This window comes from Sphingopyxis sp. BSNA05, assembly GCF_013265645.1.
GTDB lineage: Bacteria > Pseudomonadota > Alphaproteobacteria > Sphingomonadales > Sphingomonadaceae > Parasphingorhabdus.
Window position 1 is genome coordinate 1 of record NZ_PYIA01000005.1, and the last position, 15,705, is coordinate 15,705.

Consider the following 15,705-nt stretch of genomic DNA (forward strand, 5'->3'; position numbering starts at 1 on the left):
ACCGCTGTGAAGGCAGCAACCAGACCCGGACGGCTGAGCGATGGCGACGGCCTCTATTTGATCATAAAACCCGGCGGGGCCAAAAGTTGGGTCTGCCGGGTCCAGCGGCATGGCAATCGCCGGGACTTTGGTCTGGGCAGTGCCAAGAAGGTCAGTCTGGCTGTTGCCAGAGAAAGAGCGCGCGAAGTGCGCGCCTGGATAGAGCTCGGCCTCGATCCCGTGTTCGAGAGGAGAAAGGTCTTGGGCTTCCCGACCTTTCGGGAAGCTGCTGCCAAGGTCTTGGCTGCAAGCAAGAAGAGCTGGCGCAATGCCGAGCATGAAGGCCAGTGGTCGAGTACGATGGAGGCTTATGCGTTCCCCTATATCGGCGATGTAAAGGTCGATGACATTACCGGGCCGATGATTCGTGATCTGCTGGCCCCTATCTGGCTGACCAAACCGGAAACCGCGCGGCGTGTGCGCCAGCGGGTAGGCGCGGTACTCGACTGGGCATATGCATCGGGCTTCCGCGAGAGCGAGGCTCCCATGCGCGCGATTACCAAAGGCCTGCCGCGCCAGCCCAAGAAGGACAATCACTTTGCCGCCATGCCCTACGACAAAGTAGCGGCATTCTTAACGTACTTACGGAAGCGAGAATCATTCAGCCGCCTTGCGCTTCAATTCGCGATCCTGACCGCCGCCAGATCAGGCGAGGTTCGCGGTGCCACATGGGACGAGATTGATCTGGAATCTGGACTGTGGACCATCGCGGCGTCCCGCATGAAGGCCAGCAGAGAACATGTTGTGCCTCTGACTGAACCTGCGCTGCGGATCATAAGACGCTGCGCCGAGCTTAGACTGCCCACCAGCGATCTTGTGTTTCCGGGCATGAAGCGAGGGGCGCCGCTTTCCGACATGACCCTCTCCAAGCTGATGAAGGAAATGGGCGAGCCCTATACAGTCCACGGGTTCCGCTCTGCGTTCCGGGATTGGGTATCAGAAGAGACCGCTCACCCGGGCGACGTTGCAGAAGCTGCTTACCGCCGCGGCAATCTGCTTGAGAAGCGCCGCATCATGATGGCCGACTGGGCGAATTATCTCGAAGGGAGAAAGCGGCCATGAACGCCCTGCCCACACCATCCCCATATATTGGTATAGACATGATCGGAATCGCCCGTTTGACACGCGCAGTGATGACGCGCTTTTCGCTGGCGCGTCATCAATGCGCGTTGATGCTTGCCAACACGGCATCAAACTTTAAGAGTGAGCACCATCATGCGCACCGAACTCGATCACCTTCCGGCAGCCAAGCAACGCGAGATTGAACGCGTGAAAGCGATCATCTTCGAAGAGTTCGAAGACGCGCTGGCGCTCGCAAAGCACGAATGGAAGAAGAAAGGGAAGATCGAGAAGATCATCCTCTATGGCAGCTACGCAAGGGGCGGCTGGGTTGACGAACCGCACACCGCGAAAGGCTACCGCTCCGACTTCGACATTCTGATCATTGTCAATGACAAGCGTCTCACCGACAAGGTCGACTACTGGCTCAAGCTCGACAACCGATTGATGCGCGAACTCGCCATCGACAAGACGCTGCGCACGCCAGTTAATTTCATCGTCCACACGCTTGGCGAAGTGAATGACGGTCTGGCGCATGGCCGCTACTTCTTCATGGATGTCGCCAAGGACGGCATTGCACTTTACGAAGCTGACGACCGCCAACTTCACGTACCCAAGCCAAAGACGCCTGAGCAAGCGTTGGCCATGGCCACGGAGTATTTTGAGGAGTGGCTGCCGAGCGCCCAAAGTTTCTTTAGGGGATATCGCCATGCCGTAGATGACGGCGACCTCAAAAAGGCGGCGTTCGACCTTCATCAGTCAGCGGAGCGCTTGTATCACACCGTTTTGCTGGTCTGCACTTTCTACACGCCACATGTGCACAATCTCGGCTTTCTACGAACGCAGGCCGAACGTCTTGATATGCGCTTGGTTGACTGCTGGCCGCGCGAACTTCGTCCGGATCGCGCGCGGTTCGAGAAGCTCAAGGAAGCCTATGTTAAGGCGCGTTACTCGAAGCATTACCGCATTAGTGATGAGGAACTCGCATGGCTGGGTGAATGCGTTGAGGAACTCGGGCGCGTCGTCCACACAATTTGTTCTGAGCGCATCGCCAAACTCGAAGCGAGTGTTTAGGGTCGCGCCAGGCGCCGATTGATCCGTGAAACAATGACGCAAAAATGCTCCAGTAATGTTTGCAGCAACAGCATCATTCGACTTCGTCAAGATAGACATCGGACATAATTACGTCGCGAAAAAGTGCGACACGACCAGAGCTTTCTCTCCTTACTGAAACCGCTGGCCGGCAATCCGTTGCCGAAACAAGCTGCGTGCGATTTGTATTCCTTCAGCCTAACCGTTGCAGTGCATTAATTGCAATGCGCCCGATCCGAACACGTTCGTTTCAACAATCGCGATGCTAATTTGCGGTAATCGTTCTGCATTTGCATGGATTTGCAGACAGCCCACTATTTCGGGCGTTGGCGCAGGATTGAGTATTGCGGAGTAGATTCGGCGTTTTCGGAAGTTGAAGGGAATTGGATGGCCGCTGTAATTGGGCACGACTTGGCTATTTCGCGCCGTGCTGCATCGGCTGTCGCCAAGCCGCAGAAACCTTGCGTTCCAGTAGATTCTGGGAGCAAGCTTCGCGCTCCAAAACGGAAGCGAAGGAGTCGTGAGATGGAATATTTTGCAGGTCTCGATGTATCGATCGATGAAACCTCGGTATGCGTTGTAACCGACAAGGGCGAGGTTGTGGCGGAAGCCTCAGTGGCGACGGATCCAGCGGAGATTGCGGCTGCGTTGCAGCATTATATCGCAAGGTTGCGCCGTGTCGGCCATGAAGCAGGAGCACTGGCGCCCTGGCTTCATGCCGAGCTGGCGGCGCTCGGCGTCCCGATCGTCTGTCTGGAAACCCGCCATGTCCGCGCAGCGATGTCTGCCCAGCGCAACAAGACCGATGCCAACGACGCACTCGGCATCGCGCATATCATGCGTACAGGCTGGTTCCGACAGGCGTACATCAAGACCGAGGACTGCTATCGGATGCGTTTGTTGCTGGTGCAGCGCCGCAGTTTGAAGCGCAAGTTCCTCGATCTGGAAAACACGATCCGCCACTCTTTGAAGGTGTTCGGTATCCGGCTCGGCAGTGTTGGTCGTACAGGCTTTGAGCAAGCTGTCCGCAAAGCGGTAGCCGCAGATCCGGTAACTGCCGGCGTGATGGAATGCATGCTGCGCGCACGCGCGGCGCTGTGGCTGGAGTATCTCACGCTCAACAAGATGGTCGTCCAGATCGCGATGCGCGATGAGCTTTGCCGCCGGCTGATGGCCATACCTGGGGTCGGCCCGGTGACCGCGCTGAGCTTCAAATCTGCCATCGACGATCCCAAGCGCTTCCGCCGCTCGCGTGATGTCGCAGCCTACTTCGGCCTGACTTCGAAGCGATGGCAGTCAGGCTCTTCAATCGATGTGCAGGGCCGGATCAGCAAAGCGGGTGATCCCGAAGTGCGCCGGGCGCTCTACGAAGCGGCATCCGCCATGCTGACCCGCTTCAAGGGGCGCGACACGATCAAGACATGGGGCCTGCATCTGGCCAAGACAAAATGCCACGCCAAGGCGCGCGTCGCGGTTGCACGCAAGCTGGCCACGGTGATGCATGCAATGTGGACCGACGGCACCTGCTATATCGGCGATCCCGATGCATCTGAAACCGATGTGGCGGCGTCCTGGTCGGCCAAGGAGAAGCGGCTGAGCTATGCCCGGTCATGAGTTTAACCTGCGCTTTTGTTGCCCGTAATGGCAGCTCGCTAGCTTAAGGAGGTCCGCGCAAGCGGCGAAGGAATGGTACAGTCAAGGACAACGGGAAGCACGATATCTTGCCTGTGGCAGCACTATGCTGACCACGCTCGATTGCCTGTGATGATGCCCCGTAAATCCGATAGCGACATGTGCCGCGGCGGTTCGAACGCTGCTTCGATGCAGCCAGCAAACCCCGCCGACGAGCACGGAAGATTGCACGGCGTATCAGACCTTCAATGCTTCGCAGTACTTCGCAGAGCAGCGAACGATAGTGACCGTTTTATTATGATGGAAAGGAAACGACGATGGCGAATACTCGGAAAAAGACTGGCCCAATTAAGATGGCAAGATAAAAGACGCGCCGTCGGTTGGGGTGCAGGGAGTTGGAATTACTAGGAAAAATGCGCCAGCCAATTGCCTACCCGGCTGGCATCATCAATCAAAACTGGCGTAATTCTGGCATTTTTCGCGCCATCGCTCGCTTTGCAGGTCGATTATCGCGGCAGCTTTGTTTGGCGTTGCTGACAAACTGCCATCGAAGCCGTAGTGCTGCTTGAACGGCAACTTTGCGCCCATATTTCAGACATAAACGCGTCTGCCTTTTGCTGCTGATAACAGACATCCACTTTGACGTTTACTGAAGTTAGAGACAGGACATCCTCCCTCCCCGGCGCTGCAGGTTATGAGTCAACCTTGCTCGAAACTTCGTCGATTTCAGCGATCCGCGCTTTGACCTCGTCACTGAGGTAATCTGAATTGATTGAGCGCAGATATCTGAGTGCCTCATCATCCGTCGCCTGATACTCAAGTCGCTTTCTGTAGAACGTCAAGCGTCCTTCTGCTTCTGCGATTATTTCACCCCAAGTCTTTGCCCACACTCGGATCTTTGGCTCTTCAAGCTCAAGAACCATTCCTCGAGGCATTCGAGGATTCCTTGCTTCTAATTCGGCGTCACGAGTAAAGGTGTTCGACACCGCAACGAAATCCCAAACGACTTCTGTATGCTTGAACCGTTGATCAAGAGCCACCGCTTTTGCGTATTTCTTAATCTGGGCTATCACATCTTCGTTGATTGGCTGCGATGGCCTTTTCAGTTCTACGACCAAGTGGCGCCGCTCGTCGTCCGTGGCTGTTGGAACGCGAGATGACAACATCAAATCTACAATCGCGGTTTTATCTTCTGCATCGAGAACAGGCTCGAGTGCAGCAAGTTCCGCACGATCCTTACCCAGCAGTTTTAAATGCGCCTTCAATACAGCCGTCAAATCTTCGTCGTCGCTAGCGAGGTTGAATTGTTCACCGAAAATCCAAGTTTCCTGTGCTATAATTCGGTGAAGTTGCGACCTCTCCAGTAGCTGCTTCTTTGATTCTGCTTCGAAAACCAAGATCTGGAGTGCGCGAAGGAATTCGAGCCGATCTGTGACCGCTTTTGCCGCGTTGATCACTGAGGTCAGCGATGTTTTACGCAGGAGATCAGCCAGCTCCTCTTGTCGAGTTTCGGGTAGGTCAACCACCTGTTGCAAAATCGAGAGCAAGTTGCTTGGCCCGGACTCAACCGCGGCTTTTACCAACTGTAGTATAAGCTTCTTCTGCTTGACCGGAGCTTTCTCAAAATCACCGCTATAGTCGGCGAGATTTAACGCCACCACATCGAACACTTGCCTTTCGTTCACATCGATGGGATTGTCCGCTGGCCCCTCGTAGGGGTAGATCTTCGCGTCTTTCCACTCTTGGATCTTACCTCGCGATCGTTCCGCTTCACGTTCACGAAAATGCTGGCGCATCCTAGTCTTCGCAGCGTTGATCAATGCTGTCGATACTGTATCGAGTTCAGCAAGCGCTTCGGTGTTGTTGTCGACAAGCTTCTGGAAATAGTCAGAGGTTAGGTAAGCGGTGAAGTTGAATCCCCGAGCTTGGATACCTGGTTGCATCTCATAGAAGCTGAAGCGGCCGGGCAAACAAAGCATCATCTTGCGTTCCACGTCGCTTCGCCATTCCACAATCTCCAGCTTCGCATCAATGCTCGGGCCCGCATCTAGCTCAATCGAAATTTCGTAAGGCTGAACGTTAGCGATGGCTTCGCGCGCATCGATTTTTCACCATCATATACGATGGCAAAATCTGGATCCTCGTAAAGCTGGAGTGCAAATACATCGCGGATTTGCGTTGCGAAGCCATCTTCAGCCCAGATCTCAAAATCGCGGGTAACCTCTTCAATCTCTACAGTGCAACCATTTCGATCAGTTCTCTGAGCGTCACTGATACGAAAGTTCTTTAAATCACTTTTGGATGCCCCAACTGAAAAGCTTTTCCCTTGGGATGCCGAAAGCCACTTAACTTGATCTCCAAGTGCAAAGGCTTTGAACCGTCCTTGCCCCTTCTCGCCGTGGATGATGCGGCCAGAATCAGTCTTAGGTGTCGATTGCTTCCACGAACCACCTAATCGACTAAAGAATTCGCTCACATCTTCAAACGGAATGCCAGCACCATCATCAATAACTCGGATCAGGTCTAGTTTTGAAAGCTGGCCTTCCTGAAGCTGTACTTCTACGTTTTTGCGTCTGCGTCGTAAGCGTTCCAGATCAATTCTGAGAGCGCAGCAAGGGGTTTGGCGGACGTAATCCGCTCGATATGGTCGTTTTCGACCTGGACCTCAATTTTTGCACACCGGCGCTCCTGACTATTCTTCAAGGGAACACTCGGCCTTTTGGCTAGTGTTTTCAATGAAAATGACGTCGACGGATTTGAATTGAGTAATTCAGATGTGGACGATATGGATCGCGTCGGTTTCAATTGTGGGCAAGTCAACTCATTCCGAGAAAAGTCAGCAATCGGATTGTTGCGATTCTGGCCGAATGCTTTTGATTTTATCAGGCGGCGCAACGCTCGAGTGGGGCTGAGCTGCGACCCTCGATCAACTACTCAAGTTTTTTCCTATTTCGACAAGGTTGTCGATGAGGCCGGTCCAACTGCCTTCGACCACCAAGCTATCGAACAATTCACAGGGCTTCATCTCTAACTCTGCATAAAATTTTCCGGACGCGTCATCCATATCATACCTGCTTCGCAACTCATTCAAGAACGTGTTGTGGTAGTTCGCCAACCAAACAAGTTTGCGTTTAGCTTTAGCATCTGCCGTCAAGAGATTGTCTGTGATCAGATCGCGGTGGCGCCGCAAAAATTCGAATTGCCCGGCTACCCCCGAATCGAACTCGCCGGGACCGGCGGTTCGCAAATAGTCGACGAAAAAGAGCCGTCGTCAGCGACCGCGATAAAGGGTCGCACCATCCGAGCCTCATAACCGTCGAAGGCTCCGTCCTGCCAAAGCGTCTCGTCATTGAGATATGCCGTTAATGCATCTTCATCGATCATGATCCGCGGGTAGACAGCTTCTTCTTCTTCAATCTGATAAGCACGCACCATACCCTCACCGAAGATCGGCCCCTTACCATTCTCATCGATATAAACAGGGCCGATGGTCATGCCACCTCGGATCAAGATGCCCCGGTTCACGCACTCAACAATCGCGTGCATAAGATCGATCAGTTCATAGGCGAATGGCCCGTCCTGCGATTGGGTGTCGATTGTCCTAACTCGCACGACTGCGTCCGACACAGATTCGGAAAAGGCCTGCGTGTAGAGCCGAATCTCGTCCGACCTCGACGGCGGCTTACTCTCATCGCCATCACCGGCAGTGAAATTCCGAAGCGCCTTCACGACGTTGGCGATTTCTTCTGCGCGACGAGTCTTCAATAGAGCTTTGTAGCCGAGAATGTCGATGAAGGTCACAACGCACCTCTCGAACCCACGTTCGTAAGCAGTTGGGGGAGTTGTCGCATCGTCTGAAATTGGCTTAGAAATCATTTTTATAAATTAGGTGTCTATGCCCGCACTGTCACTCGAAAATGGAAACAAACTTCGCTATGTCCGGGGCAATCGAGAGTATGATTAGACGGCGATACTTCGGCACATTGATTTAGGCCCAAATTCGCTACTCAATGGTAACTGATACCAAAGACAATCTTGGAAGGGTCAGTCCGCATTTGGCCCAATTCCTGTAGTGGACAAACTCACTTCGCGTCGGCTTTTGGGCTCCCACCATTGCCATGCAAATGTCTACAATTGGGTGGGAAGCTGTCATTCTAAATGCCAAATTATGACGACTGCTTCTGGGCCCGTGTCCGGACAGTCTGCTTGCGTGTGACTAATACCGAGGATCGGATATTCGTTCAGCTGTTAAGTTAAGTCGCCAAAACGCAAAGTCGGTCGCTCTACGGTTCAGCCATGGTCGTTGGTACCTCGGTTAATGAGTGGGCACCTATCCACTAAATGCCGATACTGGACCCGGGGGTTAGTAGGCTTGATCAGGCGCTGGCAATTTGGCTTAATGTTGAGCATCAAGTCTCAATAGTTTTCTAGTCCTCTATTTAACTTCGGCGATCAAACCTTCAATTTGATCTATTTGAATGCGGGCCTCTTTGAGTGAAGTAATAATAACATAATTCTCGGGGAACTGCTTTTCTAGTTCCCTCAATTCATGGTGAAAATTTTTGAACAACGGCAATAGTTGCTCATAATCGCTTGGATCGAATTTTAGGGCCTCTAGAGCCATTCGAGTCTTAAGTTTTTCGATTAGCCAATGTACGTTTAGCGGGTCATTCTTAACAAGTTTTCGATTTATTTCATGACTCTCAATTAGATTAGCTTTGGCATCATGGATTTTTCCTTCAACGTGATCGATCGCTGACAAACGCAATAGTGCGATTGACAGATCTCTTAAGTAGCGCCAATTTTCTGGGTGTGTTGCTACCAATCTCCGGCGCAGTTCGACAGCCTGTTCTAGCGGTTCTCGCGCTTTCCCTGCCTCTTTTTGGCGGCGCTCTCATCTTTGGATTGATAAAGGAGGATTGCCCGCTGAAGCTGAACGTCGCCGATCATCATCAGCCCGACAGAAAGTGGCCTAGCTAATTCGCCAATGCGGCTGTGTTTCTCGAACAGGCTGCGGTCAATCTCAACGCAACTACGAAAGAGAAGCTCGGCATTATCGAGGTCGCCCAGTCCCAGACAAGCAGTGGCGATTTTGCTATACGAGATAGCGAGATCTTGCTGGCAGGCGTCGTTGGAGGGGCGGTCTTCAAGACGCTTCTCTGCTAACCTAAGGCCCACTGCAAATAGCTGTTTAGCCTGGCCATGCTGCCCTTGAAGCATCGCCAATTGACCCCGTTCATTCGCCAGCCCCATCTGATCGTATTCTTGCAGCGCAACTTTCGAAGCTTGCTGCAATAGATTTTCAGACCGATCCAGTTCCCCATGAAGCGAAAGGATTCGACTTTGCTCAATTCTGGACCATACGTCCTCTGGATCTAGATCTGCAGCCTTCATGAAGTATTTCACCGCTTCTGATGGATTAAATGGCAAAGCAAGGTAACCAGCATCCTTGAATTCTCTTGCAGTCCTCCGCCTTTCATATCCTAGGGACTTAGCTGCTTGTTCTGCCTTCAATTTTGCCGCTTCAACAATAGCCCCGGCATCGATGAGTTCAGCGATTCTTCGCCCTACCGGATCGCCGGATTCTTCAGCGACGTCAGCGACTAGAGCGATTTCACCGGCCTGACGCTTTGAAAGCTCATGTCCGTCAAATCTCTCAAGGTTGAGAGCCCTCTCGTACCTCTGCAAGAGCTTTTGATCGGCCTTGCCTGCAATCAGGTCTGCTAGGACCTGCTCGTGTTTGTCTCTCTTAATGGCTTCGATAATATGTGCGCTTCGCTCTGTATTTCTTTGGTCTAGAGTTCCAAAAGATGCATTTTGATGAGCGCGGTCACTTTCACCTTGATCGCTCGTGTAGGGGCTCTGTGCAAGCACTTGGTACAACGAGAGACCAGTTCCGATTGCTGCGACCACTGCGGCGAGGAGGGCCAATGGATCTCCAAACGAGACAATCCAAATGGCCAAATCCAAGTACGTTGGTTCCTCAGGAGGGTTGGGTATCGACGATCGCGCTTGTTGAAGGCCGGCAATGCCGCTCGCAACTCCGATTCCGCCAAAACTGGCAACTTTGCTCATCCATTTGAGTGAAATCCCCAACTTCTGTTCTCCCTCGCAGACAAACGATCGCCAGTTTTAGCTTACATGCAAGACTAAAAGGCGGTTGCCGAATAAGGGCCACCCCTTCCTTTGCGCCCCGCATTTGTCTCTAGCGAAGATCAATCCACTGGGGAGCACCGCCACATGGAAAGACGTCTACAGTTGAGAAAGAAAGAAGCTGGCCTTGATGGCCGAGATTGAGGCGGCATAGCTGCCGCGGCAATCGACGTGAATAAATGGCCGCTTCCGGGTCGGTGCGGCTGCGTCCCCAATGGCTGGAGTTGGGGCGCGAAGCAGACATAGGATATGACTGTTGCGAATGTCCAAGATTAGGGCGTTAGCCGAAGGTTCGCTTTGCACCGCCCAGCATTCAATAGCGGACATTCCGCTTTCGTCCCACTTTAAGCCATTTGGCTTCGCCAAACGAAATCCGTGAATGCACAACATGTCTTAGCGAAGCATTTCAACAGATCAAACGATCAAAAAGTTCGCGAAACACGTTGAACAAATATGTGCGGAGCATCAAACTTTCCGTGCAGAGCTCCCTTGCAGCTTAGGTTCGTTTGTAGCAAATTGCCGCAATGCACACCCAAATATACGCCACGAAACGCTGTCAGCTGCTTCCCCATGCTTCCCCGACGCAGAATGTGGGGCAGGGAAGCAGATTTCCCGCCGTCGCGATTTGTATAATCTATTGAATTTACTTGGAAAAATTGGAGCGGGCGAAGAGATTCGAACTCTCGACCCCAACCTTGGCAACCGTACCTAGATACCTCCCGGAAGCACGTATTTGGTTTTGTTTTATGAGGTGTTGAATTGGATAGCGCAGCGAAGAATTGTCATGTGGAACATCATCAGATGTTCGAGCGATAAGAGGATCGGTGACGGGCCGCCCTTCCCTCCCCCATTGGATCGGCCCGTCATCACTTGCTTGAAGCTGGAGATCGCTGTCGATGCCACCGAGGTCGGGACACACATTAAACGAAGCAAACTTGCCCGAGCCGATCAGTATGCGTGTAAACGATGCCTGCCGCTTTACCGGAATCAGCCGCAGCACGCTCTATCTGCTCATCGCCAGCGGTGAGGTCGAGATCATCAAGCTTGGCGCATCCACCCTAGTTGTGACCGAAAGCCTTAGGCGCTTCATTGATAAAAAGCGGCGACGCATCTCCTGACATATCTGGTTAAACAAACGGCATTGTAATTTAGAAAACTGTCGGAAAATCTGGACAAGATTTGGCGCTTCAGGCATAAGATTATCACACCGGTTTAGGCCATAGGCGGATGCGTGTGGGAACAGGTGTGGTAACGAACATTTGGGTTTGGTAACCTGTAAGTCACTACAAATACTTGTAAAAATTTTTCTAAGACCACCCTGGACAAACTCTTGGCTGGGATCTTGAAGCTACCGGCGACCGGACAATATATATGTTCACCTACCCGCAGGCAGATGAGTTGGCGCGCCTTGTCTTTGCTTGTGAGCCCTCTGGTGCCACTGAGCGTGTCTGGCAGAAGATCTCACTTCTGACTGGGCCCAACTCTAGAAAAGCTCGATACTTTCTTTGCCCGGTCTCAATTCGCTGCTAAGCCATCTACTATCGCAACGGCCTATTCGCGTCGAGAGAGGCCCATAGGTTAACGGTTAAGGCTGACTGATTTCTATGGATTAGTAATCACCCTAGATATTGAGCATACGGAGCACGCGCCGCCGTAGGCTAGTACTCGTGTGCTGCGATCAAAAAAGCCCTATAATATCAACCAACAGATGGAACTAGAAACGATATCCGACCGAAAGCCCATAGGTCCTCGGCGTATTGTACCAGACATTCTGATAGCCAAAGAGCCCCACTTCTACCACGTCGATGATATTGACTTCGTCGGTGAGATTTTTGGCCCAAAGCGCCACTTCGATCGCATCGTCCTTGCTGGTCCAGGCAAATCGGGCGTCGAGATTTACAGTTGCCCCCTCACTGCTAAGTTCCACCAATTCGCGCTCGTCATAGTAGCGATTTCCGGTATAGGTAAAATCGCCCCGCAGCACGAAATCGCCGATTTCTGTCGGGATCGTATAGCGACCGTAAAGATTGAACTGCGAATTCGGCGCGCCGATCAAGCGATTGCCGCTCAGGTCTTCGGTCACTCCCGCATTGGTTCGGCTGAAGTTCTTATATTCGCTATCCAGAAGCCCAAGCTGCCGCCGACTTCGAAATTGTCCGTGACCAGCGCCTGCAACTCGAATTCCAGCCCCTTGATGCTGGCGTCCGAAGCGTTTTCGATGAACTGAAGACCGCCCGCGGTGAAAGTGAAAACCTGAAGGTCGCTATAGTCATACAGAAAGCTCGTGATATTAAACTGGACGCGGTTGTTGAATAGCGAGGTCCGCACGCCCGCTTCATAGCTGATCACGATTTCGGGGTCATAGATTTTGAGCGCACCGACCGGATCGTTAAACGCGCCGGTGTTGAAACCACCGCTGGTAAAGCCACGATTGATACTGACGAAACCCATGATGTCATCGCTGAAATCATAGCTCAGAGCCGCCCGCCCCGACCATTCTGTCCAGCTTTCCTGCAAATTAATGTCGAACAGCGGCCCGGGTAGCAGATTGTTGCCATTACGGTCGGTGCCAAAACTGCTGTGGTCGAGATCGCGTTTCTCATGGTTGATGCGGCCACCAACGGTGAGGTTCAAGCGGTCAGTGATCTCCAGCTCCGCTTGCGCAAAGGCCGCATAGGTATCGGTCGACTGGACATAATATTGGTCAAAGGCCTCAAGTCCGCCAAGCGCGAAACTGGCATCGGTGAGATTGTAGAAATTATCAACCTCGCCACGCTCATGAAAAAGGAAGCCGCCAATCACCCAACTGAAAGCGTCGTCCGATGGCGAAGCCAGCCGCAACTCCTGTGAGATCGACTCAAAGTCTGATGGCCCCCAGTTGATGGTGAAAATCGTGCTCGGCGCGCCATTGCCTTCCTGCAAGACGCTGCGCTGCGATGTTTCATATCCGGTGACCGAGGTCAGCGTATAACCATCACCAAAGGTGAAATCGCCAACCAGCGATATGCCGAACAGGTCAATGTTCGCAAAAGTCGGACCTTCATAGGTGTTCACATAGGGATCCGGGTTCGGGTCGCGATAGCCAAATATGTCAACGCCTTGCCCGTCAACGATCGCATTGCCGGGAAGTTTTACCGTATTGCCCAAGGCAAGCTGTGCGGGATCAAAAATGCCGCGATGAACACTGTTGTTGTGGGTGGTATCGGAGCCGCCGCCATGCACATTCAGGCGAATATCGACATCAGAACTCGGCTGCCAGCGCAGGATGGCACGCGCAGCCCATTGGTCGATATTGTTGACCTTTTGCCCGTGCCAAGATCCGTCACATAGCCGTCGCGCCGTTGATAGGTGCCGGCGACGCGCATGGACAGCGTGTCGCCCATCGGAACTGTCACCGCGCCCTCGGTTTCCAACGCGTCGTAATTGCCGTAGCCGGCGCGGACATAGCCTTCGAGAAAGTCTTCGGGCAGTTTTGAATAGACGGAGATCGCGCCACCGGTGGCGTTCTTACCATAAAGCGTTCCCTGCGGACCGCGCAGAACTTCGATCCGCTCCAGATCATACATCTGGAAAAGCTGACCCGACGGAGCCGACAGATAGACCTGGTCGAGATAGATCGCGACCTTGCTTTCGGCCGTCTGGTTGAAATTATTATTGCCGATGCCGCGCATGAAGACCTTGGGGCTCGAAGTACCCCAGAGCGCACTGATGTTTAGATTGGGCACCGCGGAGGATAGATCCTCGACATCGTTGAATCCGCTTTCGGTAATACGCTGGGCATCCAGAGCAGAAATTGCCAGCGGCACATCCTGAAGCGATTCTTCACGGCGCTGGGCGGTTACAATGATCGGACGGATACCACCGGTTTCTGCTGCCTGCCCAGCGTCTGCTGCAGGCGCTTTACCGGTTTGGGCATTTGCCGCCACCGGCATGAAAAACATGGCTGTACCGGCCAGAAGTGCTGCGCGAATAATGCTCATTGCTATATACCCTCCCTAATAATCCCGGCCCCTGAAAGGGCTCTGTTGCAACGTTTGACGTTGCTGCATTTGTTCATTGAAACAGTGGCGGAAGGAATAACCCACCCCGATGGGTAGGCATTTGCGATCCATCAGACTGTGCGCCGCACATCCTGCCGCATGATGTCATCGACCGCTATCCGACAGACCTTTCACCGACGCCCCAATAGGGTTTGCGCAATTCCTGTTTCAATACTTTGCCGCTCGCGTTGCGCGGCAGTTCTTCGACATAGCTGATGCGGCGCGGCACCTTGTATCCACCCAATTTCGTCCGACAGAAAGCAATGACCTCATCGGTTGAAAGCTCTTGCCCGGTGTCGGTCACTATGACCGCAAGCAACGCTTCGCCAAATTTCGGGTCCGGCACACCGATCACCGCTGCATCAATGATCCCGGGATGATCGAAGAGCGCATTTTCAATCTCGCGCGGATAGATATTCTCACCGCCGCTGACGACCATGTCCTTGATCCGGTCCCGGATATAGAGATAGCCTTCTTCATCGATTTCACCCGCATCGCCGGTATGCGCCCAATCGTCCTTGAGGAAATCTCTGGTCGCTTCCTCCATCGCCCAATAGCCGGGAACAATCTGCGGTCCGCGCGCCAATATCTGGCCAATCTCCCCCAATCGACAAGGTTTGCCTTCGTCATCGGCAATACGCAATCCGGTGCCCGGCAAGGCGCGTCCGGCAGCAAGCAATAATTGGGTTTCCCCGGCCAGCGCACGGCGATGCTCGTCAGCGCCCAGCAGGGTGAGGATCGCGGTCGTCTCGGTCAGACCATAAGCTTGATACACATCGCAACCGAAACAGGCGACAGCCCTGCGCAAAACGTCTTCGGCGATGGGCGAGGCGCCATACATCAGCATCTTGAGCGCCGACCAGTCCCGCTCGGAGATATTCGGCACGTTGGTGAGGCAGGCCTGGATCATCGCGGGCACCAGGAAGGTGAAGGCAACGCGTTCCCGGTCCAGTGTTTCAACCACATCGGCCGGGTCAAAGTCGGTTTTCAAGATGATCGACATACCGCGTGCTGTGCAGAAGGCCGCGATCCAAACGGCGGCGGCATGATAGAGCGGCGTGACCACCAGAGCGGTGTCCTCGGCATCCGGAAGCCGGGTGATCATGTTGGTCGTCTGGGCGATATTGGCGGCATAATTGGCGTGATTGACAACCACGCCCTTGGGCAGGCCGGTCGTCCCGCTCGTATACATCTGGTAGAAAATATCGTCCGACTGAATGGTGCAGGCCACCGCCGAAACGTCCTGCTGTTCCAGCCACTCGTGATAGCCGAGCGCGCCATCGAGCCCGCCATCAAAAGAAATGAACCGTTCGACCGTTGCAAGCTCTGCCGCGATTTCACCCATCGCCTTATCATAACCTGGCCCGACAAAGACCAGCCTGGCCTCGGCATTGTCAAGAATATACGTCCATTCAGCAGGCGCGAGACGATAGTTGAGCGGAACAGGCACCGCGCCGGTCCGCGATGCGGCTAGGTACATCAGCCACATATCAGCCGAGTTGCGCGACAGATAGCCGAACCGGTCACCCTTTTTCAGGCCCAGCCCGATCAGCCCATGGGCGATCCGGTTCACTGCCGTTGCCGCCTCGGCAAAGCTCAGCGCCCGTACGCCATCATCAATGCACATCTGCTCCGGGCGGCTAGCGACGTGGAAATCAAACATATCGTGAAAGAGCAACCCCGATTGCAT

At 53.5% G+C, this 15,705-nt stretch carries 14 protein-coding genes and 1 pseudogene; 5 read left to right on the top strand and 10 right to left on the bottom strand.

The features are described 5' to 3' along the window. The 3 genes and pseudogenes from C8024_RS00570 to C8024_RS00580 all read left to right on the top strand — a co-directional run. The coding region (locus tag C8024_RS00570; RefSeq protein ID WP_173202563.1) for an integrase arm-type DNA-binding domain-containing protein at nt 1-1,101 on the top strand (1,101 nt) is incomplete at its 5' end. 153 nt (nt 1,102-1,254) lie between these two features. Continuing rightward, a complete protein-coding gene (locus C8024_RS00575; protein WP_173202564.1) occupies nt 1,255-2,172 on the top strand; it encodes a HEPN domain-containing protein in 918 nt (305 codons plus the stop codon). Nucleotides 2,173-2,715: 543 nt separating this feature from the next. After that, a pseudogene (locus C8024_RS00580) lies at nt 2,716-3,732 on the top strand (IS110 family transposase); the annotation flags it as partial. A 537-nt stretch (nt 3,733-4,269) separates the two neighbouring features. Here the strand turns inward: C8024_RS00580 and C8024_RS00585 are convergent. The 3 genes from C8024_RS00585 to C8024_RS00595 all read right to left on the bottom strand — a co-directional run bounded on the left by C8024_RS00585 (nt 4,270) and on the right by C8024_RS00595 (nt 6,421). Then, on the bottom strand, nt 4,270-4,410 hold the full coding sequence (locus C8024_RS00585; protein ID WP_173202566.1) for a hypothetical protein: 141 nt from the start codon (nt 4,408-4,410) through the stop codon (nt 4,270-4,272). 104 nt (nt 4,411-4,514) lie between these two features. Continuing rightward, a complete protein-coding gene (locus C8024_RS00590) occupies nt 4,515-5,816 on the bottom strand; it encodes a hypothetical protein (RefSeq protein WP_173202567.1) in 1,302 nt (433 codons plus the stop codon). Between the two features lie 53 nt (nt 5,817-5,869). Further along, nucleotides 5,870-6,421, bottom strand: coding sequence for an ATP-binding protein (locus C8024_RS00595; protein ID WP_173202584.1), 552 nt, complete (start codon nt 6,419-6,421; stop codon nt 5,870-5,872). Between the two features lie 162 nt (nt 6,422-6,583). Here C8024_RS00595 and C8024_RS00600 point away from each other — a divergent pair, with 162 nt between their 5' ends. Next, the gene (locus C8024_RS00600; protein WP_217271904.1) at nt 6,584-6,853 is read left to right on the top strand and encodes a hypothetical protein; all 270 of its coding nucleotides are present in this window, start codon (nt 6,584-6,586) and stop codon (nt 6,851-6,853) included. Between the two features lie 176 nt (nt 6,854-7,029). On the opposite strand, the gene C8024_RS00605 is transcribed toward C8024_RS00600, so the two are convergent. From C8024_RS00605 to C8024_RS00615, 3 genes are all read right to left on the bottom strand, one after another. Then, nucleotides 7,030-7,623: a hypothetical protein gene (locus C8024_RS00605; protein ID WP_173202569.1), complete on the bottom strand. Its 594-nt coding sequence runs from the start codon at nt 7,621-7,623 to the stop codon at nt 7,030-7,032. Nucleotides 7,624-8,257: 634 nt separating this feature from the next. Further along, entirely contained in the window at nt 8,258-8,647 is a 390-nt protein-coding gene (locus tag C8024_RS00610; protein WP_173202570.1) for a hypothetical protein, read from the bottom strand. Between the two features lie 26 nt (nt 8,648-8,673). Next, nucleotides 8,674-9,918, bottom strand: a complete 1,245-nt coding sequence (locus tag C8024_RS00615) for a hypothetical protein (protein ID WP_173202571.1) — start codon at nt 9,916-9,918, stop codon at nt 8,674-8,676. A gap of 992 nt (nt 9,919-10,910) precedes the next feature. Here C8024_RS00615 and C8024_RS00620 point away from each other — a divergent pair. After that, nucleotides 10,911-11,093, top strand: coding sequence for a helix-turn-helix domain-containing protein (locus C8024_RS00620; protein WP_254305426.1), 183 nt, complete (start codon nt 10,911-10,913; stop codon nt 11,091-11,093). 596 nt (nt 11,094-11,689) lie between these two features. Here C8024_RS00620 and C8024_RS00625 read toward each other — a convergent pair. The 4 genes from C8024_RS00625 to C8024_RS00640 form a co-directional block, all read right to left on the bottom strand. Next, entirely contained in the window at nt 11,690-12,058 is a 369-nt protein-coding gene (locus C8024_RS00625; protein WP_367947080.1) for a hypothetical protein, read from the bottom strand. Further along, the gene (locus tag C8024_RS00630; RefSeq protein WP_173202573.1) at nt 12,055-13,197 is read right to left on the bottom strand and encodes a TonB-dependent receptor; all 1,143 of its coding nucleotides are present in this window, start codon (nt 13,195-13,197) and stop codon (nt 12,055-12,057) included. The genes C8024_RS00625 and C8024_RS00630 overlap by 4 nt, the downstream gene beginning before the upstream one ends. 2 nt (nt 13,198-13,199) lie before the next feature. Next, complete coding sequence (locus C8024_RS00635) at nt 13,200-13,955, bottom strand: TonB-dependent receptor plug domain-containing protein (protein ID WP_173202574.1); 756 nt, start codon at nt 13,953-13,955, stop codon at nt 13,200-13,202. Nucleotides 13,956-14,130: 175 nt separating this feature from the next. Beyond that, on the bottom strand, nt 14,131-15,705 hold the full coding sequence (locus C8024_RS00640; RefSeq protein ID WP_173202575.1) for a long-chain-fatty-acid--CoA ligase: 1,575 nt from the start codon (nt 15,703-15,705) through the stop codon (nt 14,131-14,133).

What these genes read in the sequence shown, in the direction of transcription:
- C8024_RS00585 (WP_173202566.1), bottom strand. Translation starts at nt 4,410, where the DNA reads ATGGGCGCAAAGTTGCCGTTCAAGCAGCACTACGGCTTCGATGGCAGT.
- C8024_RS00640 (WP_173202575.1), bottom strand. Translation starts at nt 15,705, where the DNA reads ATGCAATCGGGGTTGCTCTTTCACGATATGTTTGATTTCCACGTCGCT.
- C8024_RS00575 (WP_173202564.1), top strand. Translation starts at nt 1,255, where the DNA reads ATGCGCACCGAACTCGATCACCTTCCGGCAGCCAAGCAACGCGAGATT.
- C8024_RS00635 (WP_173202574.1), bottom strand. Translation starts at nt 13,955, where the DNA reads ATGAGCATTATTCGCGCAGCACTTCTGGCCGGTACAGCCATGTTTTTC.